Raw genomic sequence first — 22,814 nt, forward strand, 5'->3', positions numbered from 1 at the left:
GCCCGACCGCGGCGATCGAGGCGCCGCCGGCCCAGGTGATCCGCGGCGATGGTCGTGGCGGCCCCTTGTCCCTCAGGCGGCCGGCTGGAGCAGGCCGTTCACGCGTTCGAACAGGTCGCTCGACAGGAACGGCTTGGTGATGATCTGCAGGCCGCGCGCCGCCGCATCCTTCACGGAGTCGCTGTGGCCTGTGGCGAGCAGGATCGGCAGGTCCGGGAACTTCTTCCGCAGGGCCTCGGCGAGCTCGATGCCGTTCATGCCGCCCGGCATGACGATGTCGGACAGCACGAGGTCGACCATCTCGCCGCCGTCGAGCAACGCCATCGCGTCGGCCGCGCGATGGGTCTGGACCACCACGAAGCCGTGGTGCTGCAGCATGTTGGCGGCGACCTCGGCCACCTCGACGTCGTCGTCCACGACGAGGATCCGCCCCAACGCGGGTCGGCCGCTCCGCGGAGCGGCCGACCCTACCGGTCGCGCCAGCGGGGTTGCCTGGGCGGCCGGAAGAAAGATGCGGATCGTGGTGCCTTCGCCGGGCATGCTCTCGATGTCGATGGCGCCGCCGGCCTGATGGGCGAAGCCGTGGACCTGGCTCAGTCCCAGGCCGCCGCCGGCGCCGGCCTCCTTGGTGGTGAAGAAGGGATCGAACACCCGCGGCAGGACGTCGGGCGCGATGCCCACGCCGGTGTCGGCGAGCTCGATCATCACGAAGCGGCCGGTCAGATCGTATTCGCCGTCCAGGTTCTGGTTGGCGGCCCGGAGCGTGAGCTTGCCGCCCTCGGGCATGGCGTCGCGGGCGTTGAACGCCAGGTTCAGCACCGCGAGCTCCAGCTCGGAGATGTCGACGAAGATCGACCACAGGTCTTCCGGCACCTCGGCCTCGACCGTGACGTCGCTGCGCAGGACGCCGGCGAACAGGGCGCCGATGTCGGCCAGCCGGCCGGAGGGCTCGACGAGCTCGGGGCGGATCATCTGCTTGCGGGCGAAGCTCAGCAGCTGGCGGGTCAGGCCGGCGCCGCGCTCGGACGCCTGCAGCGCGATGGTGAGGCGGCGGCGGCTGCGCTCGTCGGTGACGCCCTGCAGCGCCATCTCGACGCTGCCCATGACGATGGTGAGCAGGTTGTTGAAGTGGTGGGCGACGCCGGCGGCGAGGCGGCCGGTGGCCTGAAGCTTCTGGGTCTGTTGCAGCGCCTGCTGGGCGCGCTGGCGCTCGGCGACCTCGGCGGTGAGCCGATCGTTGGCCTCGACGAGTTCGCGGGTGCGCTCGGCGATCCGGGCCTCGAGGGTGGCGTTGGCCTTGCGCAGGGCCGCGGCCGCGGCGGCGCGCGAGCGATTGACCTCCTCCTGCATCCGGTCGCGTTCCTGCCGCTCGCGGCGCTCGGACAGGGCGCGGGTCACCGCCGGGCCGAGGCGCTTCATGCGGTCCTTCAGGAGAAAGTCGGTCGCGCCCTGCCGCAGGCACTCGACGGCCTCCTCATCGGCGAGCGATCCCGTCACCACGATGAAGGGGGCGTCGAGACCGCGGCGCTGCACCTCGCCCAGGGCGGCGAGCGCGTCGTAGCCCGGCAGGGAGTGGTCGGCCAGCACGAGGTCGAAGGGGAAGACGGCGCTCGCCTTGCCCTGCAGCAACTTGACGAATTCGGCGCCGGTCTTGGCGACGCGGCATTCGAAGGCGAAGCCCGCCTGCTCGAGCTCATCGATCAACAGGCGCGCGTCGGTCTCCTCGTCCTCGAGGATCAGGATCTTGAGCTTCTCGGTCACGACGCCTCCTTGGATTCGCCGGTTCGCTGGACCACCACCATCTGGGCGATGCGTCGGACGATCTCGGTGAACGCCTCGGCGTCGACCGGCTTGACGAGATAGGTGGTCGCGCCGAGCCCGTAGCTCTCGACGATGTCGGCGTCGCGAAACGACGAGGTCAGCACCACGACCGGCACCGTCTGCAGCCGCGCGTGCCCGCGGATGCGGCGCAGGATCTCCAGGCCGTCGAGCTTCGGCAGCTTGAGGTCCAGCAGGATCATGCGCGGATCGGCCCCGCGCGGCCGCCCGCCGTAGGCGCCGCAGCAGAACAGATAGTCCAAGGCCTCATCGCCATCCCGCACGACGTCGATGCGGTCGGTCAGGCCATGGTCGGCGAATTCCCGCAGGACCAATTCGAGGTCTTCCGCATTGTCTTCGACGATGAGCACGTCGGCCGGCGAACTGGCGTTCATGGGGTCGCCTCCCTGGTCGACATCATGCTCGTTGCGCTGGACGGGCCGCCGGCGCTGTCCGGCGCCAGCGTGAAGAAGAAGCGCGCGCCGCGGCCGACCTTGCCCTCGCCCCAGATGCGCCCGCCGTGGCGATGGACGGCGCGCTGGGCGATCGCCAGGCCGACGCCCGAGCCCTGGAATTCACCCGGCGGATGGAGGCGCTGGAAGATGCCGAACAGCTTGTTGGCGAAGCGCATGTTGAAGCCGACGCCGTTGTCGCGGACGAAGTAGACCGGCGGGTTCGACTTGCCGGTCACCGCGCCCACCTCGATGCGGGCCACGGGCTTGCTTCGCGAATATTTGAACGCGTTCTCGACGAGGTTCTGGAGGATCAGGCGCACGAGGGCCGCGTCGCCGTTGGCCGGCGGCAGGGGCCCGATCGTGATCTCGACCTTCGTCTCCGGCTCCTGCGGTCGCAGTTCGCCCACCACGTCGCGGGCCAGGGCGGCCATGTCGATCTGCGTCGTGCGCAGGGTCTGGCTTCCGATCTGGGAGAGCGCCAGCAGGTCGTCGATCAACTGGCCCATCCGCCGGGCCGAGGCGCGCACCACGCTCACGCAGTGATGGGCGTCGTCCGAAAGCTGGTCGCCGTGATCCCGTTGGAGGATGCGCGAGAAGCCGTCGATGGCCCGCAGCGGCGAACGCAGATCGTGGGAGACCGTGTAGGAGAAGGCCTCGAGCTCGTGGTTGGCCGCCTCCAACTGGGCGGTGCGGGCGTGGACCCGCGCCTCCAGCTCGCGATTGAGCGTGCGGCTGCGCGCCTCGGCGATCTTCACGTCGGTGACGTCGCGGATGACGCCCAGCAGGGCGGTCGGCGCGCCGTCATCGAAGACCACGTCGGCGTCGTGCAGCGCCACGCGGCGCGCGCCGTCGTCGCGGACGAATTCGAACTCGAGCGGCGGAGGGCGACGGCCCCGGCGGGCGGCGTCACTGTTGGCGTCGATCCGCTCGCGGGTCTCATCCGACACCGCCTGGGTCCAGTAGCGGTTCCAGGTCTCGGGGCCGACAGGCGCGAGCCCGAAGATGCGATAGAACTGCGGCGTGCCGGTCAGCAGGCCCGTCTGCAGGTCCTTCACGTAGCTGCCGACCTCGGCGATCCGCTGGGCCGAGGCGAAGTGCGTCTCGCTGAGGCGCAGGCGCTGTTCGCTGGCGCGCAGCGCGTCCTCCATCCGTCGCCGCTCGGTGACGTCGCGCAGGGCGGCGAGACACGCCTCCTCGCCGCGCCATTCGATCTGCACCACGCGCATCTCGCAGACGTGCTCGGCGCCGCGACGCAGGGTGGTGATCTCGACGGCGTCGCCATCCTTGACCGAGAACCCGAGGCGTTCGTCGACGAAGTCCCCGCGGCGGCGGTCGAACAGGTCGAGGGCGGCCTCGTTGACGTATCGGACGACGCCTTCGCCGTTCACCACCAGGATCGCGTCCGGCGTGGTGTCGAGCACCTTCTCGAGCTGGGCGTGTTGCTGGACCAGGCGTCGGCGTTCGACCAGATGGAAAAGGCTGCGGGCGAAAATCTCGCTGAAGAGTTCGTCGCCCTCGACGACCTCCTCGGCGCCGGCGCCGAGCGCGGCGCCCCGCAGCGCGTCGTCCGGCCGGTCCAGCACGATGACGACCGGGCGGTCGCCCGCGGCGGCCTTGAGCCGTCGGAACGCCAGGCGCGGTTCGGCGTCGGGAAGCTCGGCCTGGGCGATCACCACGTCCGCGCTGGCGTCGGCGAGGGCCTTCTCGGCCTCGGCGACGGTCTGCGCGTGGGCCGGCGCGCCGCCGCCGTCGCGGCCCGGCGCGGGGAGGCGTGCGAGCAAGGTCGAGGCGAACGCCGGCGCCCCGACGATGAGGACGTGGTGCTTGTCCATCTTGTCAGATCGCGGCTGGGGGTTCGGCCTCGAAGAGCGACCGGAGGCGTCCGCGCTCGTCGTCGAAGGTGTAGGTGGGCGTCCCGGTCAGGATGCCGTGGACGCCGCGGAACGGGGCCAGCACGTGCAGGCCGCGACCATCGATCTGATACTCGCGGATGTCCTTATCGTGGAACGTGCCGCGCATCTTGAGCACGGTGAGGCCCCGCCGCATCTCGCCCTGCAACTCGACGTAGCGCAGCAGGATGATCGTGTCGGTGATCGTCGAGATGTGGGTCTCGGTGATCGACTCGCCGCCGGTCAGGAACGACGTCGTGTTGGTGAACAGGCCGGTGATCTCGAGATGCTTGATCGTGCTGGTGAGCGCGATCACGAACTCGCGGAACGATTTCTGCGTCGAGACGCGCTCGAAGGCCGACATGCTGTCGATCGCCACCCGGTCCGGCTGGAAGTCGTGGATGTCGCGCTTCATCTGGAGCAGGTGGTCCTCCAGTCCCATCACCTCGGGGTAGCGGCAGACGATCCTCAGCAGGCCGTCGCGCTCGGCCTGTTCGAAGTCCACGCCCCAGGACGCCGCGTTGCGGGTGAGCTGTTCGTGGCTTTCCTCGGCCGCGAAGAGCAGGGCGCGCTCGCCCGCCTCGATCGCCGCCTTGACGTACTGGGAGACCATCAGGGTCTTGCCGGTGCCCGTGGCGCCGCTGACCAGGATGATGGAGTCGCGGTACATGCCGCCCGAGCACATCTTGTCGAGTTCGGCGACGCCGGACGACACCCGGATCTCGGATGACTTCTGCTTCAGCTCGATGGCCGAGAGCGGGATGATGGTGACGCCGTCTTCCGCGTCGATGGTGAAGGGGTATTCGCCCTTGTGGTGGGTCGCCCCTCGGAACTTCAGGATCTCCAGCGTGCGGCGGCGCTTCTCGGCCTCGAGCCGGTTGCGGAGCACGATCACGTTGTCGGCGACGAACTCCTCGACGCCCCAGCGGCCGAGACCGCTGTCCTCGTCCGTCCGTTCCATGGTCACCAGCGTCGTCACGCCCAGCTTGCGCAGGCCGGCGGTGATGCGATGGAGTTCGCGCCGGATGATGTTGGGGTCGGTGAGCTGCGGAAACAGCGCCCCGATCGCATCGAGGATGACGCGCTTGGCGCCCACCTTGCGGATTCCGTTCTCGATCCGGGCGAGCAGGGCCGACAGGTCGTAGGCGCCCGCCGTCATCACTTCGGTCCCCGGATCGGGCGTGGCGTCCACCACCGCGATCTGATTGCCGCGGACCATGCTCTCGAGGTCCCAGCCGAACGACCGCACGTTCTGCATCAGGTCGACCGGGGCTTCCTCGAAGGTGACGAAGCAGCCGTGCTCGCCGTACTGGCGCACCCCGGCCATGAGGAACTGCAAGGCCATCACGGTCTTGCCGCTGCCGGCCGTGCCGGAAAGCAGGGTGCTGCGCTCCTTCGGCAGGCCGCCGTTGGCGATCTGGTCGAAGCCCACGATTCCGGTGGGGAGTTTTTCGAGCTCGCGCGGACTTTCGATGCTCATGAGGCTTCTCTCTGGTTCAATCGCTCGATATCGAGGCCAAGCAGGACCTTCTGCCGGTCGCTGAGATCGCCGATGATCTTGCGGACGGGCTCGGGGAGCCGTTTGACGAGGGTCGGCGTGGCGAGGATCTTCTCGCTTTCCGCCATCTCCGGATCCTCGAGGACGTCGATGACCTCGATTTCGTAGAGATTAGGCAGTTCCGTCTCACAGATGGTTCGAAGATTATCGATCGCTCTATGAGATTGAGGCGTTGACCCGGTTATGTAGAGCCGCAGCTTGAACTTTGTCATCTGTGGGCACCTTCTGCAAATCGCCTCTGGCGCCCAACCCTGTAATATTCCACGAGCAATCCCATCATCTGTAAAGCCAGCAATCGGCTCTCAAAAACGATGATGCGAGACTGGCTCTCCCCTCCAAGTTCATTGGCGCGTTCCAGCGCCATCAGGTGCACGTCCAGAAGGTCGCGCGGTCCGGCGTTTGCGTCTCCCAGACGCGTGGCGACATGCTCCATCTGCGTGCGCGGCGGGTTCAACTGCGTCACGTGACCACCCAGGTAGGGCGCGATCAGATCGAAATAGGCGGCGACGATCCCGTTGAAGATCTCGGGGTGCTGGAGCGACATCGGTCCCGAGCCGGCGAGGACCGCGGTGACGGATGTGTGCTGGGTCGCCGAGGAAAGTTCCCGGTAGGCGTCGAGGGCGTCCTTGAGTTCGCGCAGCTGGGTCTCGCGTACCCGCGTGATCGCATAGCCGATGGCGCGCAGCAGGTTGCGCGAGCGCACATCGTCCTTCTCGAGATAGTCCTGGGCGCCGGCGTCCATGCAGGCTTGGCCGAGCCGATCGTCGCCCACACCCGTGAGGACCACGATGGGGGCGCCGCCGGCGGCCTCGTGGACCGCGCGCACGCTGTCCAGGCCGGTGCAGTCGGGCAGGTTGAGGTCGAGCAGGACGACGTCCACGGGCTCGGCCTTCAGGATCGCCACGGCTTCGGAGAGCCGCCCGGCGTGTTCGACTCGATAGAGGTCGCTGTCGGCCTCGTTCAGCAGGGTGCGAACCGTCTCGGCGTCGGCCGGATTGTCTTCGACGAGGAGCAGGACCCGCGCGGCGATGGAGGGCCTGTTCATGCCGGCCGCTCCCGCGAGCCGGTGCGTGACGGCCTGTGGACAGCGCCGCCGCCGCGGGATGCGGTCATCGGCCGGGCTGGAAAGGTCGCATAAACCATGTTCGCCAGGATGCGCCCTATCCTAGCGGGCGAGCAGTCGGCGCGTTTCGGTTGTAGGTAGGAGTTTTGCTGTCGGGAAGACCACTCAGCGGCGCGTAACAACGATATCGACAAGTTGGTCCATGTCGGAGCTCTTGCTGAGGAAATGGTCGGCGCCCTCTGCCAGGCAGCGGTCCCGCAGGCCCCTCTCCGAATGGGCCGTCAGGATGATGATGAGGCAGGCCTCGTCCCGGGCGCGGATGCGCTGCAGGACTTCCAGGCCGGTGAGGCCGGGCATGTCGAAATCCAGGACGACCGTGTCGGGGCGCTCCGCCTCGTAGAGCTCGACGGCCTCGAGCCCGTCCCGGGCGGGGCCCACGACGGAGATGTGCTCCTGCTCGTTCAGAAGCTCGGCGACACGGCGCGCGATCTCGCGGTTGTCGTCCGCGACGAGAATCCGGCGATCTTTTTGCCCCTGCTTCTGCATGGTGACAGTTTGACGCGGTCTACCCAAAATGGGTGTCGGCGCGTTTCCGAATCCGTGTCGGAAAATCCCCGACAGCGGCGATCAGTCGACGAGACCGTTCTGCAGCGCGTAGCGCGTGATCTCGACGTGGTTGATCAGGCCGGTCTTCTCCCGAATGCGCCCGAGATAGGTGGCCACGGTCTTGTCGCTGATACCCAGGTCCCCGGCGATCTCCTTCACCGCCCGGCCGCGCGCGACGGCGCGGAAGACATCTAGCTCGCGCTCCGACAGCCGCTCGTGGAGCAGCGCGGGGCCGTCTCCCCGGAGGCTCTTGGCGATCTCCACCGCCGTCTCGCTGTGGAGATAGGTTCCCCCGCGCGCCACCTTGCGTATGGCCTCGATCAGCTCGTCGCCGGGCAGATGCTTGTGCGCCAGGCCGTTCGCGCCAGCGCTCATCGACTGCATCACATACTCGAGCTCGGTCGCGGCGGTGAGCACCAGGATCGGCACCGACGCATCCGACGCGCGGATCTGGCGGATCGAGTCGAGGATGCTGCCGCCGGGCATGATGATGTCGAGCAGGATCAGGTCCCAGGTCTGCTGGCTCAGCCTTTCGGTCAGCGACGGCACATCCTCCGCCTCGGTGACCTCGGCCTCGCCGACCGCCTCGCGCAGGAGCTCGCGGATCCCCCGGCGGGTGACTTCATGGTCTTCGGCAATCAGCACTCGCTTCATTTGGCGCCCGGCTCCGCCAGCGGGATGCGCACGGTCACGCAGGTTCCCGCTCCCCTTTCCGCTTCGATCACGATGTCTCCCCCGAGTTCCGCCGCCCGCTCGCGCATGCCCAGGAGCCCCAGGGCCACAGGACCGTCCGCTTCGGCCGCGAAGCCGACGCCGTCGTCGCGGGCGACGAGGACGCAGGTCGTCGGGCCGATCTGGAGGTCGATGTCGAGCCGCTTGGCCTGAGCGTGCCGCGCGACGTTGGTCAGGATCTCCTGGAAGATCCGGAACGCCGCTGTGGCCACCGGCGCGGGCGCGACGGCCTCTTCCCGCACCAGGAACGCGACGTCGACGCCGCTGCGCGTCTCGAAGCGCCGCGCCTCGTCCCGGAGCGCCGCGGCGAGGCCCAGCGCATCCAGGGCGCTCGGCCGCAGTTCGGTCGCGATCCGCTGGACGGTCGCGATGGTGCTGTCCACGAGGCCCATGGTCTCCGACAGGCGGGCCTCGACCTCGGCCGGGGTGACATCGGCTCCCAGATGGCGCCCCACCCAGCCCAGGTCCATCTTCACACCGGTCAGCAACTGACCCAGTCCATCGTGCACCTCGCGCGAGATGCGGATGCGCTCCTCTTCCCGCACGGCGTTCAGACGGGCGGCGAGGGCGCGCATCTGGCGGTCGCGAAGCAGCAGGTCCTCGTTGCGGCGTCTCAGCTCGTCTTCCTGGCGACGCTTGTCCGTCACGTCGCGGAGGATGGCGGCCAGGCCGATCGTTTCGCCGTCGGCCCGCCTGAGCGCGCGGGTGGATGACGACAGCACGACCGGGCTTCCGTCCTTGCGCAGGCGGACCACGTCGCCGAGCGACGCGTCGGGGTCGTCGGCGAGCGCCTCGGTCATCCGCCTGGTCTGGTCGGTCCGTTGCGCCTCGTCCGGCGCGCGGATCACGTCGTGGAACCGCCGGCCGACCGCCTCGTCCGCCGTGAAGCCGAAGATCCGTTCCGCCCCGGCGTTCCAGCTCTCGATCACGCCCTCGGCCGAGAAGCTGACGATCGCGTCGCGCGAGGTCGCCACGATGGTGGCCAGCCGCGCCTGCAGGTCGTCGGCGCGGCGCGTGGCCTGGCTCTCCTGCTCGCGGGCGATCGCATAGGCGACGGCCCGGCGCAGGGTTTCGATCGTGGCGTCCGACTTGCCGATGTAGTCCTGCGCGCCCACCGCCAGGCAGTCGAGGGCGGCCCTCTCGTCGTCCAGGCCGGTCAGCACGACCACCGGCACCTCGGCGCGGGCGCTGCGCAGCGCCGCGACCCCGGCGGGGCCCGTGGTGTCGGGAAGCCCCAGATCCAGCAGGACGGCGTCGAAACGCTCTCGGTCGATGGCGGTCAGGGCGTCGGCCAGGGTGCCCGCCGTCGCGACCTGGTTCTTCCGGCCCAGCGGGTCCTCGAGCAACTCGCGCATGAACTCCACATCGCTCGGGTTGTCCTCCACGAGCAGCAGCGATCGCGGCTGTCCGAACGTCGTCGTCATGGCAGCTTCACGACCGTGAACCAGAAGTTCTCGACCGAGCTGACGATGGACTGGAACGCGTCGAAGCCCACCGGCTTGGTCACGTAGCAGTTGGCGCCCAGGTCGTAGCTGCGAACGATGTCCATCTCGGCGTCGGACGAGGTCAGGACGACCACCGGCAGCCGCCTCAGATCGGGGTGGCCTTTCAGCGTCTGCAGGACCTGGCGGCCGTCCATGCGGGGCAGGTTGAGGTCGAGCAGAACGAGGTCGGGCAGATCTGCCGGCGCCGCGAGCGCTCGCTCCGTCAGCAGGTTCACGGCCTCGACGCCATCCTTGGCCACCTCGATCGCAACATGCATCTTGCCGGCCTCCAGCGTCTCGCGCGTGAGGAAGGCGTCGGCCTCGTTGTCCTCCACCAGGAGCACGCGGATGGGGGCGGTCATGCGTCAACCTCCGGAACAGCCCTGAGCGTAAAGATGAATGTGGCGCCGGATCCGGGCTCGGACTCGACCCGTATCGCGCCGCCGTGCCGTTCGACGATCTGCTTGCTGATGGCCAGGCCGATGCCGCTGCCCTCATAGATCCCGCGCTCGTGCAACCGCTGGAACATCTGGAAGATGCGCTCGGCGAAGCGGGGGTCGATCCCGATCCCGTTGTCGGCGACGCGGAACTCCCAGAACCCACCCGCGCGCGTGGCCGTGATCGTGATGCGGGGCGGCGCCTCGCCGCGGAACTTCAGCGCGTTTCCGATCAGGTTCTGGAAGAGCTGGCCGAGCTGCACCTCGTCGGCCAGCACCTCGGGAAGCCCCTTGTGCTCCACAACGGCCTCGGTCTCGCGGACCTTCGCGCCGAGGGAGCGGACCACGGCGTCGATGACAGCCCCGGAGGACGTGGGGACGAGAGGCTTGCCCTGCGATCCCACGCGCGAATAGGCCAGGAGGTCGGCGACCAACCTCTGCATGCGGTGCGCGCCTTCCGAGGCGAACGCGAGGTACTTGTCGGCCTTCTCGTCGAGCTGGCCCTTGTAGCGCTTGGCCAGAAGGTCGGTGAAGTTCGCCACCATCCGCAGCGGCTCCTGCAGATCGTGCGAGGCCACATAGGCGAACTGCTCGAGGCTGGCGTTGCTGCGGCGAAGCTCGTCCTGGCGCCGCTTCGCTTCGGTGATGTCCCGCGAGATCGAGGACGCGCCGATCACCCGGCCGTGCGAGTCGACCAGCGGCGAAAGCGTCACCGAGACGTCGATCTCGCGGCCGTTCCGGAGACGGCGCACGGTCTCGAACGACTGCACCTTCTCGCCCTGTGCGACGCGCCGAAGCAGGTCCTGTTCCTCGTTCGCGAGCCGCTTCGGTATCACCGCGCTCATGGTGCGGCCGATCATCTGCTTGGCGGCGAAGCCGAACAACGCCTCGGCGGCGCTGTTCCAGCTCGTCACGACGCCGTCGAGCGTCTTGCCGACGATGGCGTCCTGCGACGACTCCACGATCGCCACGAGGCGGCTCTGCAGCATCTCCGCCGCCCGGCGCTCGCTGACGTCGATCACCGCAGCCAGGGTGAACGATCCTTCCGGCGTCTCGATGGGGCTGAGACCGATCTCGACCGGAACCTCCTGGCCGTCCTTGCGCAACCCGAAAAGCTCGCGGCCGCCGCCCATGGCCCGGGCTTCGGGCCGCGCGAAGAAGCCCTCGAGATGCCGAGGATGCTGGCTCCGCGCCGATTCCGGCGTGAGGGTCTCGATCTTCCGGCCCAGCAACTCGCCATGGGCGTATCCGAACAGATCGTCGGCCCGAGCGTTGGAAAGCTGGATCAGGCCCTGGCGATCGACCATCAGCATCGCCGTTGGCGCGCCATCGATCACTTGCCGCAGCCGCTTCTCGTCGCGCTCCAGGGCCGCGTTGCGTTCGCGGATGGTCGCGTGCATCCGCTCCAGGGTGTCGGCCAGCACGCCGGCCTCGCCGGTGCGGCGGCTGGGAAGCCTGAGGTCGCCGGAATCGGCGAAGTGGCGGGCGGCCTCGGTGATCTCCACGATCGGGCGGCTGACGCCGCGGGCCAGGAAGATCGCCAGGGCCGCGCCGATGAGGACGGCGGCGACCGCCGCCACCAGGATCGCCCACCTGGCGTTTCGGGCCGCCGCCGCGCCGCCGGAGGGCGTCATGGTGATCACGAACACCCGGGTCGCGCCGCCGAGCAGGGCTGGGGCGGCCGCGGCGACCGTGCGCATTCCGCCCGGCGTCTCGATCTCTCTCGCCGTCTGGGCGCCGGTGGTGAGAACATCGGCGAGGCCGGGGAAGTCCTCGGCCAGCCCCTTCGCGGCTCCGAATTCGTGCGCGAAGGCGCGCGCCGGGTCCGGGTGGACGAGATAGCGGCCCTGCGGGTCGACCACATACACCGCGGCGGCGCCGCTGAGACGCTGGAGGCGCTTCAGCGATTCACGCATGTCGACGTTGATGATCACCATGCCGACCGGCCGGTCGCTCGCGGCGAACACCGGGACGCCGGCGCGCAGGACCGGCATGTGGGGAACCTGGACCTTGCCGTGCTCGCGGTTGAGCTCGATGGACGAGACGTAGACCTCGCCGGGCGCGCGGTTCAGCGTCTCGGTGACGTACGGGCGGTCGCCCTTGGACTGCAGGCCGGCCTCGGGAACCACATTCGGGGGGGCGTCGGGCTCGTTCCGGTCCACCCGCACCACTTCGCGGCCGCCACGCGCCCGGCCGATCAGTCGCAACTGCACGTAGGACGGCTTCGCCGCCATCTCGGCTTGGAACACGCGCAGGGTCTCCGCCAGCGCCGCGGGCGGCGGCGGCCGGCCGGCCTGCGAAGCGGCCAGCACCGCCTCGACCGGGGCGGCAAGGGCGACGGCCTCGACGTCCTGGCGGACGCCGCGGACCTCGCCGCTGAGATCCGACGCGATGCGTGCGGTCGAGGCTTCCTGCGCCTGGAGTTCGCTCTGGTAGAGCGTCGAGCGGATGCTGAAATCGACGACGATCGCCAGGACGATCGCCGTGAACAGGGCGGCCGCGACGGCGGCGAGCGTGAAGCGGCGGGCGATCGTCACGCCACCCATCCCGACCGCCTGGCGGCGACTCCAGCGGTCATGCGTCCAAGTCTGTCCCGCAGATCATACGGCGGCGACTCTCCCCCCTACTCGGATTCAACCTATAGGGCATACTCCGAGCGATTATCTCTAAAATTGCGACTCGATAGCTTCAGGTTTTCGAAGGCTCTCCTAATGCTATGAAAATATTCCACATTCTCCGCCGTCGACTTAAGGGTCGTATACCCCTCCGGTTGCGCGTCGCCAGGCTTCAATTGACCCAGTACGTCACATTTCCGCGACGAAGGCGATGCGCGCAATCGACAGTTCGTCGTTTGCGGGATTGAGGCTGACTCATGGTTGCAGATCGGCGTCGAGCGTGGCCGCGGCGGCCCCGCTCACCGGCATTCGAATGAAGAATTCCGAGCCGGCTCCGGGCTCGGACTCGCACCAGATCGCCCCGCCCTGGGCCGCCAGCGCCTTGCGCGCGAGGGTCAGGCCCAGCCCGGTCCCCGGATACTTGCCCCGGGGGTGCAGCCTCACGAGCGGGCGGAAGATCTCGGCGTGGTAGTCGGCGGGAATGCCGATGCCGTTGTCCTCCACCTTGATCACGCAGGTCTCGCTGTTGGGCGCGTAGGTGACCATGACGATCGGCGTCGGGCTTTCGTTGTACTTGAGGCCGTTGACGATGAGATTCTGGAGCACCTGGCTCATCAAGGCGGCGTTGCCGCGGACCACCGGCGCCGGGCCGGCGATCAGCCGGCCGCCGCATTCCTCGAGATAGGCGACCAACTCGCGCCGCACCTCGTCGAGGACCGCGTTCAGATCGACATCCTCGATCTCCGGCGTGCGGCCCAGGAGCGTGTATCGGCCCATCATGTCGACCAAGGTGGCGAGGCGGCGCGCCGCGCCGTCCAGATGCGTCAGATGCTGGTCGACGCCGACGGTGCGGCCTTCCTGAAACGCCTCGCCGATCAGGTCGGTGAAGGTGCGGATCTGGCGGATCGGCTGGCGGAAGTCGTGCGCCAGCGCATGGGCGAAGTTCTCCAGCTCGCGCCGCTGCTCGTCGATGATCTGCGCCTGTTCGGCTGACCGCGTCGCCCGCAGAACGGTCTGCCTGAGCAGGTCGGGCGTGGTCCGCGACTTCGGCAGATAGTCGCTGATCCCGCTGCCCACGGCGCGCGCCGCCAGCATCTCGTCGCCTGCGCCGGTGGTCAGGATCACCGGGAGATAAGGCAGGGCGGCGTGGATCTGCAGGCCGCAGGTCAGTCCGTCCAGGTGGGGCATGTTGTAGTCCACGAACACGCAGTCGAAGGCGCGCGCCTGGCAGGCTTCGACTGCACCACGCGGATCGGCCGAGGCGACGACCTCGGCGTCTTCGAACGCGTCGGTCAGCATGAAGCCCATCAGGTCATGCTCGGCCGGATCGTCGTCGAGGAGAAGGAACGTCGGCAAGGTCAGCTCTCCCCCGAGCGCTGCGCCAGGCGAATTTCGACGCAGGCGCCTTGCGCCTGGGGCAGGATGCGGACGTCGCCGCCCAGGCGCCGGACGACGCGGCGCGCCACGGCCAGGCCGGCCCCGACGCCATCTGTTTCGCGGTCGAGCTGGTGGAACATCTGGAAGACCCGCTCCTCCTGGCCGGCATCGACGCCGACGCCGCGGTCGGAGATGCGCAGCGACCAGCCGTCGCTTGCGCGGCCGCGGCGGATCTCGATGTCCGGGGCCTCGCCGGGCCGGGCGAACTTCAGGGCGTTGTCCAGGATCCGGCGCAAGGCCTCGACGAAGAGAACGGGGTCGGTGACCACGGGGCCCAGCTCGGCCACGGTCAGCCGGGCGCCAAAGCCGCGGAATTGCGCGTCGAGCTGCAGGCGGGCCGCCTCCACCAGCGTGGCGCAGTCGCAGGTCTCCGTGAGAAGCGGCCGGCGCTGAAGGCGCGAGCAGGCGCGCAGCTCGTCCAGCATGGCCTCGCCGCGGGTCGAGGCCGCGTCGATCCGCGCGATGAGCTCGCGCTGGCGCGCCGTGGCCGTCTCCGCGAGGTCGCGGCCGAGCAGCCCCGAGAACGCCTGCATGTGTCGGAACACGGCGGCGAGGTCGTGCGAGACGATGTAGCTGAAGTCGGCGAGCTCGGCTTCGAGCGCCGCCTTCTCGTCCTCGTCATGTGGCGCCAGCTCGCTCATTCGCGCTTCCACCCACTGGATCGTCGCCGATCGATCTGGAGCCGGGGTCGCCCGGCGCGTGGCAGGTTGAGGTCCGGCGGTTGAAGAACCTGTACCGTGCGCGCCGGTGCGACAATTTGATCGCCGTTCGGTGAGGGGCAGGTTGTCGCAGGCGCCGCTGCAGGCGAGGACGCCTTAACCATGGACGCGAGAAGCTGCAGCCTCCAACAAGCCCCGGAGGCGGTGTCATGGGTTGGGCGTCGCATACGCAAATCATCGGTCCGGCCGATCTTGCCGACGAGCTCGCGCCGTCGCCGCGAAGGGCGCGCGCCCGGACGACGGAGACGCCCTGGACGCTCTCCGTGCTCACGGTCGACGACGACGACGCCGACGCGTCGCTGATCACCGAGGCGCTGCGGCGCAACGAACGGGTCCGCCACACCTGCTCCGCCAGCGAGCCCGACCGCGCCCTGGACGATCTGGTCCACGGCCAACTTCGGCCCGACCTGATCCTGCTCGACATCCAGATGCCCCGCGTCGACGGTTTCACCTTCCTCCGCGCGCTGCGGGAGGTGCCCTGGATGGCGCGCACCCCGGTCGTCTTCCTGACCACCTCCGGGTACGAGCGCGACGTGAAACGCGCCGGCCAGACCGACGCGGCGGGCTATATCGTCAAGCCCGACACGTTCAGGGAGATGCGCGAGCGCATCGACGATGTCATCGACCGCTTTGTGCTGGAGAGTTAGGTCACGGCCGGGCCGGCCCTAGCCCTTCCCGCCGGCCCCGCCCCTTGACATTTCCCTCGGCTTGTGTTCTCTTTTTGTTCTCATGGGCGCACGAGAGCAGATGGCCGGGCGGCATGCCGCGGCGCTGGGGCGGTTGGCCGAGCTGGCGCTGGAGCTGGCGGGCGACCTGCAGGCCGCGGCCCTGGCCGCCGAGGACGCCTCGGACAAGGCCGCCCTGGCCGGCGCCTTCCACCGCATCGCGCGCACGGCGCGCCAGTCGATCGCGCTGGAGGCCCGGCTGGCCCGCGACGCCGAGCGCGGCCGGTTCGAGGCCTGGGAGCGGGGCGAGACCGCCCGCAAGGCCGAGGTCGAGACGCGGCGCACGCGCGTGCGCCTGGCGGTCGAGCGGCTGATCTGGACCGAGCACGAGCCCGACGAGGCCGAGGTGCTGGCCGCCGAGTTCGCCGACCGGCTGGAAGAGGACGCCCTGGCCGAGTCCTTCCTGGACGAGCCGCTGGAGGCCCAGGTGACGCGCCTGTCGGCCGAACTCGGCCTCACCCGCGCCGGGGCGGTGCCCTACCTGCCGCGGGCCCTGCGCCCGCCCCTGCCCGAGGCGCCGCCGTGGATCCGCCCGATCGGCCTGGCCGATCCGCCGCCCACGCCCCCCAAGCCCACCTACCGCTTCGCCGACACCTCCTGACGGCGGGGGAAGGCCTCTGGGTGTTCAGTCTAGAGGTCGAGGTGCATGAACTGGTTGAAGGCGCTGGCCACATAGTCGCCGAACGCGCCGCCCGGGACGAAGCCGCGGCGGCGATAGAGCGCCAGCGCCGGCTCGAAGGCCTCGCCGCTGCCGGTCTCCAGGCTGACCCGCCGGATACCGCGCGCCTTCGCCTGCCCCAGGATGTGCTCCAGGATCGCCGCGCCCACGCCCTGGCGCAGGTGGTCGGGATGGGTGCGCATCGACTTCAGCTCGGCCGTTCCGTCGCCCAGCGCCTTCAGCGCGCCGACGCCGGCGATCGACCCGCCGCGCCAGGCGCTCCACACCGTCACCCCCGGCGCCTGGAGCCCGGAGAGGTCGAGGGCGAACACGTGGCCGGGCGGCGAATTGGCGTGCATGCCCGCCAGGTGCAGGGCCAGCAGCCCCCGCACCGCCTCGCCGGACAGGTCGTCTTCACGCACCTCGATCCCGTTCACCTGTTTCCCCCCGAGCCGCTCGTCCCGGCGAAGGCCGGGACCCAGATCGCCGCTCGCCGAGGCGGGCCGGACCGGCTCCGAGCTCATCGCGTCCACCTCTGCATATTTCCATCTGGATCCCGGCGTTCGCCGGGATAAGCGGAGCGAAATCCTAGTCCATCGCCCCGACGTGCGGCAGGCCGCGCATCTTGCCGGCCACGTCCATGCCGTAGCCCACGAGGAAGCGGGCCGGCGCCTCCCAGGCCACGAAGTCGGGCTCGATGGCGCGCTGGGTGGGCCAGGGCTTGCGGGCGAAGACCGCGGTCATCACCTCGCCGGCGCCGGAGTCGCGCACCAGGCGGTAGGCCTCCGACAGCGACAGGCCGGTGTCGAAGACGTCGTCCACCACCAGCGCCTTGCGGCCGGAGATCGGGCGCTGGAGGTCGGCGCGCACCTCGCAGCGGCCCGACGACTTGCGCTCGTCCTTGTAGGAGGCCAGCCACAGGGCGTCGAAGCCCACCATCCGGCCGCGGCGGGCGAGCGCGCGGGTGAGGTCGGCGGCGAACCACAGCCCGCCGGTCAGCAGGCAGACCACCACCGTCTCGTCGTCGATGCGCGGGGCGATCCGCTCGGCGAGCGCGTCGACGCGGCTGGCCACCTCGGCCTCGGAGATCAGGACGGCGGGTTCGGTCTCACTCATGGGGCGCGGCGTGGCTTTCAAGGGCGTCGGGCGAGCCGGCCGGCACGGGCTGGGCCTCGGCGGGTTCGGCGGCGGGATGGTCCGGAGCGGCGTGGTCGGGGGCGGCGTGGTCGGACGCCGTGGGCTTGGGCGCGGCGTGGCCCGCCTCGACGGCGTGGGCGGCGACGGTCTGCTTGGCGCCGGCCTCGAAGCCGATCTCCAGCTCGCGCGCGGTCGACGGCGGGTCGGGCAGGCTGACGGCGAAGTAGCGGCGGGCGCCGCCGGGCGCCACCTTCGGGTCGAGCGGATCGACCACCTTGGTGAAGACCGTCTTGCCGTTGCGGTCCAGCAGGCTGATGCGGATGGCCGGGACCTCGGCGGCCGCCTCGCGGGTGTTGCGCACCGCGCCGGTCACCGACAGCACCGGCCGGCCCGCCTCGAAGGTCGGCGTCGACTTCACGCCCTCGATGACGAGGCCCAGGTCGCTGACCGGCAGGCCAATGGCGGCGAACACGCCCGCCGCGCCGGGAACCGCCATCGCCACCTGCTCGCGCAGGGCGATGGCCGCGCCCAGGCCGACGATGGCCGCCGCGCCGACCGCCGCGCCCACGATGAGGCCGGTGCGGCGCGGCTTGGGCGGGGGCGCCGGCCGCGGCGGCTTCACCGGCGCGACGACCTCGACGTCCTCGGCGGCCGCCGGCTCGGTCGGCGGTCCCTCGACGACGATCTCGTCGTCGGCCTCGCTCGGTTCGAGCTCCCGCTCGACCTCGCCGTCGGGCATGGCGCGCCACCGCGCCCCGCAGGACGAGCATCGCACCATCCGCCCGCTCGCCGGCACGCGTGCGTCGTCGACGAAATAGCTGGTGGCGCACTCTGGACAGGTCAGTATCATGTCGCGCGAATCGGACGCTCCAGCACCCTCATGTCGAGGTCGCCGATTTCGGCCCACATGTCCAGAAACGCCGCCAACGCCGCCGATGAGACATCGGCCGACGAAATCCTCCGTTTCTCGGGAGTCTCGATGCGGTACGGCCGCGGTCCCGAGGTGCTCAGCGACATCTCGCTCAGCCTGCCGCGCGGTTCGTTCCACTTCGTCACCGGCTCGTCGGGCGCGGGCAAGAGCTCGCTGCTCAAGCTGATCTACCTGGCGGCGCGGCCGTCGTCGGGCGGCGTGCGGCTGTTCGGCCAGGACGTGACCTCGATGCCGGCCAGCGACCTGCCGCACATCCGCCGCCGCATCGGCGTGGTGTTCCAGGATCTCCTGCTGCTCGACCATCTCTCGGCGTTCGACAACACCGCCCTGCCCCTGCGCATCGCCGGCCACAAGGCCTCGGAATATCGCAACGACGTGGCCGAGCTCCTGGCCTGGGTGGGCCTGGGCGGCCGCATGCAGGCGCTGCCGCCCACCCTGGCGGGCGGCGAGAAGCAGCGGCTGGCCATCGCCCGCGCCGTGGTCAACCGGCCCGAGATCCTGCTGGCCGACGAGCCCACCGGCAACGTCGACCACGACATGTCGATGCGCATCTACCGCCTGTTCGTCGAGCTGAACCGGCTGGGCACGACGGTGATCATCGCCACCCACGACCAGGACCTCGTCGCCCGCTCGGGCCGCCCGGTGCTGCACCTCGACAAGGGCCGGCTGAAGCCGGTCGCGCCCAAGGCGCCGGCGGCATGAGCGAGAGCTTCGATCCCGCCCGCTGGCGGCCGGCGCCCTTCCTGCCGCAGGACGACGCCCGCGACCCGGCGCTGCTGTTCGTGGTGGCGGTGCTCTGCTTCCTGGCCTGCCTGGCGGCCCTGGGCGCCCTGGCCGGCGACCGCGCCGCCCACGGCTGGTCGGGCCAGCTGCTGGGCGAGGCCACCGTCATCGTCCGCCCCCGCGGCGGCGAGACGCCCGACGCCGCCGCCGCCCGCGCGGCCGAGGCCCTGGCCGCCGTGCCCGGCGTCAGCGAGGCCCGCGCCCTCGAACGCGAGAAGGCCTACGACCTCATCCGTCCCTGGCTGGGCGACGTCAGCGACCTGGAGGACCTGCCGGTGCCGCGGCTGGTCTCGGTCAGCCTCGACGCGAAGGCGCCCGCCACCGCCGCCCAGCTCGACAAGGCGCTGAAGGGCCAGGGCCTGGACGCCGTGGTCGACGACCACACCCGCTGGATCAAGGACATCCGTCGCGCCGCTGACGTGGTCCGGGCCACCGCCGCGGTGGTGTTCCTGCTGGTCGCCGCGGCGGCCGGGGCGGTGGTCGCCTTCGCCACCCGGGCCGGGCTGGCGGCGCGCCGCGACGTCGTGGAGGTGCTGCATCTCACCGGCGCCGAGGACGGCCAGATCGCCGGCCTCTTCGAGCTGCGCTTCGCCCGGATCGCCGCCGTCGCGGGCGGCATCGGAGCCCTGGGCGCGGCCGGGCTGGGCGCGCTCCTGCGGCTCATCGGCGGCGGCCAGGGCGTCACGCCGGCCCTGCCGGTCGCGTGGCTGGACCTGCTGGTCGTCCTGCCCTGCCCGCTGCTGGCCGCGCTGGTGGCGGCGGTCGCCGCGCGCCTCACCGCCCGGCGGCTGATAAAAGGGCTCTGATGAAGTCGGTCGCCGCCTTCCTGGTGCTGGCGCTGATCTGGTTCTGCGGGCTCCTGGCCTTCGCGGGCCGGGTCCAGCACTCCACCCCCGCGCCGCAGCCCGAGCGGGCCGACGGGATCGTGGCCCTGACCGGCGCCAACTCCAACCAGCGCCTCGCCGCGGCCATGGGCCTGCTGGAGGACGGCTACGGCAAGCGCGTCCTGGTTTCGGGCGTCAACCGCAAGGCCAGCCGCGAGGACGTGCGCAACGTCTCGCGCGCCGTGCGCCGGCTCTACGACTGCTGCGTCGACCTGGGCTTCACCGCCGCCGACACCGTCGGCAACGCCCGCGAGACCGCCGACTGGGCGCAGGCGATGCGCTATCGCCGCCTGATCGTGGTGACCGCCGACTACCACATGCCGCGCGCCATGCTGGAGCTGAAGGCCGTCCTGCGCGGGACGGACGTGGAGTTGCAGACCTTCCCGGTCCGCACCCAGGCGCTCCAGGCCCGCGACTGGTGGCGCAAGCCCGCCGCGGCCCGGTTGATGGTCGTGGAATATTCCAAGTATCTGGCGATCCTCGGCCGCGACGCGGTTCTGGGGCTCGGTCCCCGGGAGGCCCCGGCGGCGCAGAAGAAGGACGGTCCGTGACCACGCTCCGCTCGCTCGTCTTCCTGCTGGCTTTCTCGATCTGGTCGGCCGGGCTGGCGATCCTCTGCACGCCGATCCTGCTGGGGCCGTCGAACTGGACCCTGGCCCTGTTCCACTTCTGGGGCCGCGGCATCGTGGTGCTGCTGCGCATCGCCGGCATCCGCGTGGAGATCCGCGGCCGCGAGCATATCCCGCAGGGCGCCGCCCTGGTGGCCGCCAAGCACCTGTGCATGTTCGACGTCTTCGCCCAGTTCACCTGGCTTCCGGGCTCGGTGTTCGTGATGAAGAAGGAGCTGAACCTGATCCCCTGGTTCGGCTGGTACGCGGCCAAGGTGGGCACCATCGACATCGACCGCGGCGGCCATTCGTCGGCGCTGAAGGCCATGGTGCGCCGGGCCAAGGCGCTGTTCGCCAGGGGCCGCCAGGTGGTGATCTTCCCTGAGGGCCATCGCGGCGTGCCCGGTCAGGCCGGCGATTACAAGCCGGGGGTGGCGGCGCTCTACCGCGAGCTGGAGGTGCCCGTGTATCCCGTGGCCACCAACTCCGGCGTCCACTGGTCGGCGAAGGGCATCAGCCTGAAGCCCGGGACCATCGTCTACGAATACCTGGAGCCGATCCCGCCGGGCCTGAAGCGCGCCGAGTTCATGCGCCTGTTGCAGGAACGCATCGAGACGGCGTCGAACGCGCTGCTAAAGACCTAGCCCGCCAACTCCCGCGCCTCGACCATCACCAGCAAGCGCTCCATGGCCGCGTCGCGCACCCCCATCTCGCGCAGGTGCTCCACGAGGTCGCGCAGGTAGTCGATGTTGGGCCCCGACAGGCCCCGCGCGCCGGCGATCAGCTCGGCCTGCCGCTCCAGGCTGAGCGCGCCCGCCCACTGGGCGTGCATGACGTCGGAGAGGAAGCACAGCGTCTCCACCCGGCGACCGTCGTCCAGGCGCACGTTGCGGCGCGCCTCGATGTAGGTCTCGGTCGGCTGCTCGCGCTCCATGAGGTAGGCGTAGACCTCTGGCCAATCGGCCTCGGCCACACGATAGGCGGCGCCACGGCAGGCCCCGCCGGGCGCGAGGCCCAGCACCAGGCCGGGCCGCTCGTAGGTGCCGCGATGATGGACCGAATAGATGCAGAAGGCGCGGCGGCGACCGTGTAGGGTGGCGCCCCTTCGCTCGGCGAACGGAAAGCCCGGACGCCACATCAGCGACCCGTAGCCGAACACCCAACGCTCCGACGCCATACCGCCCTGTCCCGACACGCGTGATCCGAATGTCTGTGCCCGATCCCTCCCCGCGCCGCAAACCCAGCCGGCTGGTCCCCATCCTGGTGCTGGCCGTGCTCGCCATCATCGTCGCCGGCTGGAGCGCGACATGGCTGTGGATGCGCGGCCAGCTTGAGACCCGGCTCGACGCCGGCGTCTCGGCCCTCCGGCGCGCCGGCTACGAGGTCTCGTGGCGCGAGCGGGAGATCGGCGGCTATCCCTTCCGGCTGGACGTGACCCTGACCGAGGCGGCGGTCCGGGATCGGTCGGGTTGGGCGCTGGAGACGCCGCGCCTCGAGGCCGAGGCCCAGGCCTATGCGCCTATCGTCTGGGTGCTGGTCGCGCCCGACGGGCTGAGCTTCGTGCGGCCCCGCGGCGGCCCTGTGCGGGTCACCGGCCAGTCGCTACGCGCAAGCCTGAGCCACTTCGACAACACCCCGCCCAACATCTCCGTCGAGCTGATCGAGCCGGTGTTCAAGCCGGCCGCCGGCGCCGAGCCCTTCGGCCTGGCCTCGGCCAAGCAGGTCGAGTTCCACCTGCGCCAGGCGCCGGCCGAGGTGGGCGACGAGGGCGGCCTGTGGGTCTCGGTCAAGGAGGGCAAGGCCCAGTTGCCGGGCCTGCTGGGCCGGATCGCGGGCGATAAGCCGGTCTCGCTTGAATGGGACGCCCGGCTTTCCAAGATCAGCGCCTTCCACGGCGCGACTTGGGCCGAGGCCGTACGGCGCTGGATCGCGGCCGGCGGGCGGATCAACGTGAAGCGCGCGGGCCTGACCGCCGGCGACGCCCTCATCGGCGCCGAGGCGGGAAGCCTGAGCGTCGGCTCCGACGGCCGCCTGCGCGGGTCGCTGGAGGTGTCGCTGCGCCAGGCCCCCCGGGCGCTCTCGGCCATGAGCGCCACCGGCGCGGTCAGCGAGACCCAGGCGGCGGCGGCGAAGGCCGTCGTGGAGGCCCGCGCCGGTTCAGGCGACGTCGCCCGGGCCAACCTCGACTTCCAGGCCGGGCAGACCACTCTGGGCCCCGTGGCCCTGGCGCCCGCGCCGAAGGTGTACGAACCGCGCTAACCGGCCCATGGTGAAG

At 70.3% G+C, this 22,814-nt stretch carries 24 protein-coding genes; 7 read left to right on the top strand and 17 right to left on the bottom strand.

The annotated features are described in order from the left end of the window. Nucleotides 1-72 precede the first annotated feature (72 nt). The 13 genes from GC203_RS21555 to GC203_RS21615 form a co-directional block, all read right to left on the bottom strand. On the bottom strand, nt 73-1,761 hold the full coding sequence (locus GC203_RS21555) for a hybrid sensor histidine kinase/response regulator (protein WP_293458750.1): 1,689 nt from the start codon (nt 1,759-1,761) through the stop codon (nt 73-75). Further along, nucleotides 1,758-2,213, bottom strand: coding sequence for a response regulator (locus tag GC203_RS21560; protein WP_293458752.1), 456 nt, complete (start codon nt 2,211-2,213; stop codon nt 1,758-1,760). The genes GC203_RS21555 and GC203_RS21560 overlap by 4 nt, the downstream gene beginning before the upstream one ends. Beyond that, nucleotides 2,210-4,105 carry a PAS domain S-box protein gene (locus tag GC203_RS21565; protein WP_293458754.1) on the bottom strand — a complete coding sequence of 632 codons (1,896 nt, stop codon included), beginning with the start codon at nt 4,103-4,105 and terminating at the stop codon, nt 2,210-2,212. Before GC203_RS21565 ends, GC203_RS21560 begins: the two co-directional genes overlap by 4 nt. 4 nt (nt 4,106-4,109) lie before the next feature. Beyond that, on the bottom strand, nt 4,110-5,642 hold the full coding sequence (kaiC, locus tag GC203_RS21570) for a circadian clock protein KaiC (RefSeq protein WP_293458756.1): 1,533 nt from the start codon (nt 5,640-5,642) through the stop codon (nt 4,110-4,112). Further along, nucleotides 5,639-5,932: a circadian clock protein KaiB gene (gene kaiB / locus GC203_RS21575; RefSeq protein ID WP_293458758.1), complete on the bottom strand. Its 294-nt coding sequence runs from the start codon at nt 5,930-5,932 to the stop codon at nt 5,639-5,641. Before kaiB ends, kaiC begins: the two co-directional genes overlap by 4 nt. Beyond that, entirely contained in the window at nt 5,929-6,765 is an 837-nt protein-coding gene (locus GC203_RS21580; RefSeq protein WP_293458760.1) for a response regulator, read from the bottom strand. Before GC203_RS21580 ends, kaiB begins: the two co-directional genes overlap by 4 nt. 183 nt (nt 6,766-6,948) lie before the next feature. Then, on the bottom strand, nt 6,949-7,329 hold the full coding sequence (locus GC203_RS21585; RefSeq protein ID WP_293458761.1) for a response regulator transcription factor: 381 nt from the start codon (nt 7,327-7,329) through the stop codon (nt 6,949-6,951). A gap of 81 nt (nt 7,330-7,410) precedes the next feature. Then, the gene (locus GC203_RS21590) at nt 7,411-8,034 is read right to left on the bottom strand and encodes a response regulator transcription factor (protein WP_293458762.1); all 624 of its coding nucleotides are present in this window, start codon (nt 8,032-8,034) and stop codon (nt 7,411-7,413) included. 5 nt (nt 8,035-8,039) lie between these two features. After that, nucleotides 8,040-9,545 (bottom strand): PAS domain S-box protein, encoded by a 1,506-nt coding sequence (locus GC203_RS21595; protein ID WP_293458764.1) that lies wholly within the window; start codon nt 9,543-9,545, stop codon nt 8,040-8,042. Next, nucleotides 9,542-9,967 (bottom strand): response regulator, encoded by a 426-nt coding sequence (locus tag GC203_RS21600; RefSeq protein WP_293458766.1) that lies wholly within the window; start codon nt 9,965-9,967, stop codon nt 9,542-9,544. Before GC203_RS21600 ends, GC203_RS21595 begins: the two co-directional genes overlap by 4 nt. Beyond that, complete coding sequence (locus GC203_RS21605) at nt 9,964-12,579, bottom strand: PAS domain S-box protein (protein WP_293458768.1); 2,616 nt, start codon at nt 12,577-12,579, stop codon at nt 9,964-9,966. The genes GC203_RS21600 and GC203_RS21605 overlap by 4 nt, the downstream gene beginning before the upstream one ends. A 333-nt stretch (nt 12,580-12,912) precedes the next feature. After that, a complete protein-coding gene (locus tag GC203_RS21610; RefSeq protein WP_293458770.1) occupies nt 12,913-14,013 on the bottom strand; it encodes a hybrid sensor histidine kinase/response regulator in 1,101 nt (366 codons plus the stop codon). Between the two features lie 2 nt (nt 14,014-14,015). After that, a complete protein-coding gene (locus GC203_RS21615) occupies nt 14,016-14,735 on the bottom strand; it encodes an ATP-binding protein (protein ID WP_293458772.1) in 720 nt (239 codons plus the stop codon). Between the two features lie 227 nt (nt 14,736-14,962). Here GC203_RS21615 and GC203_RS21620 point away from each other — a divergent pair, with 227 nt between their 5' ends. Together GC203_RS21620 and GC203_RS21625 are read left to right on the top strand one after the other, a co-directional pair. Next, nucleotides 14,963-15,460 (top strand): response regulator, encoded by a 498-nt coding sequence (locus GC203_RS21620; RefSeq protein ID WP_293458774.1) that lies wholly within the window; start codon nt 14,963-14,965, stop codon nt 15,458-15,460. An 82-nt stretch (nt 15,461-15,542) separates the two neighbouring features. Continuing rightward, nucleotides 15,543-16,139 carry a hypothetical protein gene (locus tag GC203_RS21625; RefSeq protein ID WP_293458776.1) on the top strand — a complete coding sequence of 199 codons (597 nt, stop codon included), beginning with the start codon at nt 15,543-15,545 and terminating at the stop codon, nt 16,137-16,139. A gap of 29 nt (nt 16,140-16,168) precedes the next feature. Here GC203_RS21625 and GC203_RS21630 read toward each other — a convergent pair whose 3' ends face one another. From GC203_RS21630 to GC203_RS21640, 3 genes are all read right to left on the bottom strand, one after another. Continuing rightward, on the bottom strand, nt 16,169-16,720 hold the full coding sequence (locus tag GC203_RS21630) for a GNAT family N-acetyltransferase (protein ID WP_293458778.1): 552 nt from the start codon (nt 16,718-16,720) through the stop codon (nt 16,169-16,171). Between the two features lie 64 nt (nt 16,721-16,784). After that, complete coding sequence (locus GC203_RS21635) at nt 16,785-17,312, bottom strand: phosphoribosyltransferase family protein (protein ID WP_293458780.1); 528 nt, start codon at nt 17,310-17,312, stop codon at nt 16,785-16,787. Then, the gene (locus GC203_RS21640) at nt 17,305-18,183 is read right to left on the bottom strand and encodes a DUF3426 domain-containing protein (protein ID WP_293458782.1); all 879 of its coding nucleotides are present in this window, start codon (nt 18,181-18,183) and stop codon (nt 17,305-17,307) included. The genes GC203_RS21635 and GC203_RS21640 overlap by 8 nt, the downstream gene beginning before the upstream one ends. A 57-nt stretch (nt 18,184-18,240) precedes the next feature. Between GC203_RS21640 and ftsE the strand changes: the two genes are divergently transcribed. From ftsE to GC203_RS21660, 4 genes are read left to right on the top strand one after another with little or no spacing between them, the layout of a single operon-like run. Then, nucleotides 18,241-18,966, top strand: coding sequence for a cell division ATP-binding protein FtsE (ftsE, locus tag GC203_RS21645; RefSeq protein WP_293458784.1), 726 nt, complete (start codon nt 18,241-18,243; stop codon nt 18,964-18,966). Next, nucleotides 18,963-19,853 carry an FtsX-like permease family protein gene (locus GC203_RS21650; RefSeq protein ID WP_293458786.1) on the top strand — a complete coding sequence of 297 codons (891 nt, stop codon included), beginning with the start codon at nt 18,963-18,965 and terminating at the stop codon, nt 19,851-19,853. Before ftsE ends, GC203_RS21650 begins: the two co-directional genes overlap by 4 nt. Further along, nucleotides 19,853-20,482, top strand: coding sequence for a YdcF family protein (locus tag GC203_RS21655; protein WP_293458787.1), 630 nt, complete (start codon nt 19,853-19,855; stop codon nt 20,480-20,482). The genes GC203_RS21650 and GC203_RS21655 overlap by 1 nt, the downstream gene beginning before the upstream one ends. Then, a complete protein-coding gene (locus tag GC203_RS21660) occupies nt 20,479-21,183 on the top strand; it encodes a lysophospholipid acyltransferase family protein (RefSeq protein ID WP_293458789.1) in 705 nt (234 codons plus the stop codon). The genes GC203_RS21655 and GC203_RS21660 overlap by 4 nt, the downstream gene beginning before the upstream one ends. On the opposite strand, the gene GC203_RS21665 is transcribed toward GC203_RS21660, so the two are convergent. Continuing rightward, a complete protein-coding gene (locus GC203_RS21665; protein ID WP_293458791.1) occupies nt 21,180-21,734 on the bottom strand; it encodes a gamma-glutamylcyclotransferase in 555 nt (184 codons plus the stop codon). The two genes, GC203_RS21660 and GC203_RS21665, sit on opposite strands and share 4 nt — an antisense overlap. A 17-nt stretch (nt 21,735-21,751) precedes the next feature. Here GC203_RS21665 and GC203_RS21670 point away from each other — a divergent pair, with 17 nt between their 5' ends. Then, complete coding sequence (locus GC203_RS21670) at nt 21,752-22,798, top strand: DUF2125 domain-containing protein (protein WP_293458793.1); 1,047 nt, start codon at nt 21,752-21,754, stop codon at nt 22,796-22,798. The last annotated feature ends 16 nt before the right edge of the window (nt 22,799-22,814 follow it).

Origin of the sequence: Phenylobacterium sp. (assembly GCF_016124325.1) — a bacterium.
GTDB lineage: Bacteria > Pseudomonadota > Alphaproteobacteria > Caulobacterales > Caulobacteraceae > Phenylobacterium.

Coding starts and splice junctions, on each gene's coding strand:
- GC203_RS21560 (WP_293458752.1), bottom strand. CDS start 2,213: ATGAACGCCAGTTCGCCGGCCGACGTGCTCATCGTCGAAGACAATGCG.
- GC203_RS21565 (WP_293458754.1), bottom strand. CDS start 4,105: ATGGACAAGCACCACGTCCTCATCGTCGGGGCGCCGGCGTTCGCCTCG.
- kaiC (WP_293458756.1), bottom strand. CDS start 5,642: ATGAGCATCGAAAGTCCGCGCGAGCTCGAAAAACTCCCCACCGGAATC.
- kaiB (WP_293458758.1), bottom strand. CDS start 5,932: ATGACAAAGTTCAAGCTGCGGCTCTACATAACCGGGTCAACGCCTCAA.
- GC203_RS21580 (WP_293458760.1), bottom strand. CDS start 6,765: ATGAACAGGCCCTCCATCGCCGCGCGGGTCCTGCTCCTCGTCGAAGAC.
- GC203_RS21585 (WP_293458761.1), bottom strand. CDS start 7,329: ATGCAGAAGCAGGGGCAAAAAGATCGCCGGATTCTCGTCGCGGACGAC.
- GC203_RS21595 (WP_293458764.1), bottom strand. CDS start 9,545: ATGACGACGACGTTCGGACAGCCGCGATCGCTGCTGCTCGTGGAGGAC.
- GC203_RS21600 (WP_293458766.1), bottom strand. CDS start 9,967: ATGACCGCCCCCATCCGCGTGCTCCTGGTGGAGGACAACGAGGCCGAC.
- GC203_RS21615 (WP_293458772.1), bottom strand. CDS start 14,735: ATGAGCGAGCTGGCGCCACATGACGAGGACGAGAAGGCGGCGCTCGAA.
- GC203_RS21620 (WP_293458774.1), top strand. CDS start 14,963: ATGGGTTGGGCGTCGCATACGCAAATCATCGGTCCGGCCGATCTTGCC.
- GC203_RS21625 (WP_293458776.1), top strand. CDS start 15,543: ATGGGCGCACGAGAGCAGATGGCCGGGCGGCATGCCGCGGCGCTGGGG.
- GC203_RS21630 (WP_293458778.1), bottom strand. CDS start 16,720: ATGAGCTCGGAGCCGGTCCGGCCCGCCTCGGCGAGCGGCGATCTGGGT.
- GC203_RS21635 (WP_293458780.1), bottom strand. CDS start 17,312: ATGAGTGAGACCGAACCCGCCGTCCTGATCTCCGAGGCCGAGGTGGCC.
- GC203_RS21640 (WP_293458782.1), bottom strand. CDS start 18,183: ATGATACTGACCTGTCCAGAGTGCGCCACCAGCTATTTCGTCGACGAC.
- ftsE (WP_293458784.1), top strand. CDS start 18,241: ATGTCCAGAAACGCCGCCAACGCCGCCGATGAGACATCGGCCGACGAA.
- GC203_RS21650 (WP_293458786.1), top strand. CDS start 18,963: ATGAGCGAGAGCTTCGATCCCGCCCGCTGGCGGCCGGCGCCCTTCCTG.
- GC203_RS21655 (WP_293458787.1), top strand. CDS start 19,853: ATGAAGTCGGTCGCCGCCTTCCTGGTGCTGGCGCTGATCTGGTTCTGC.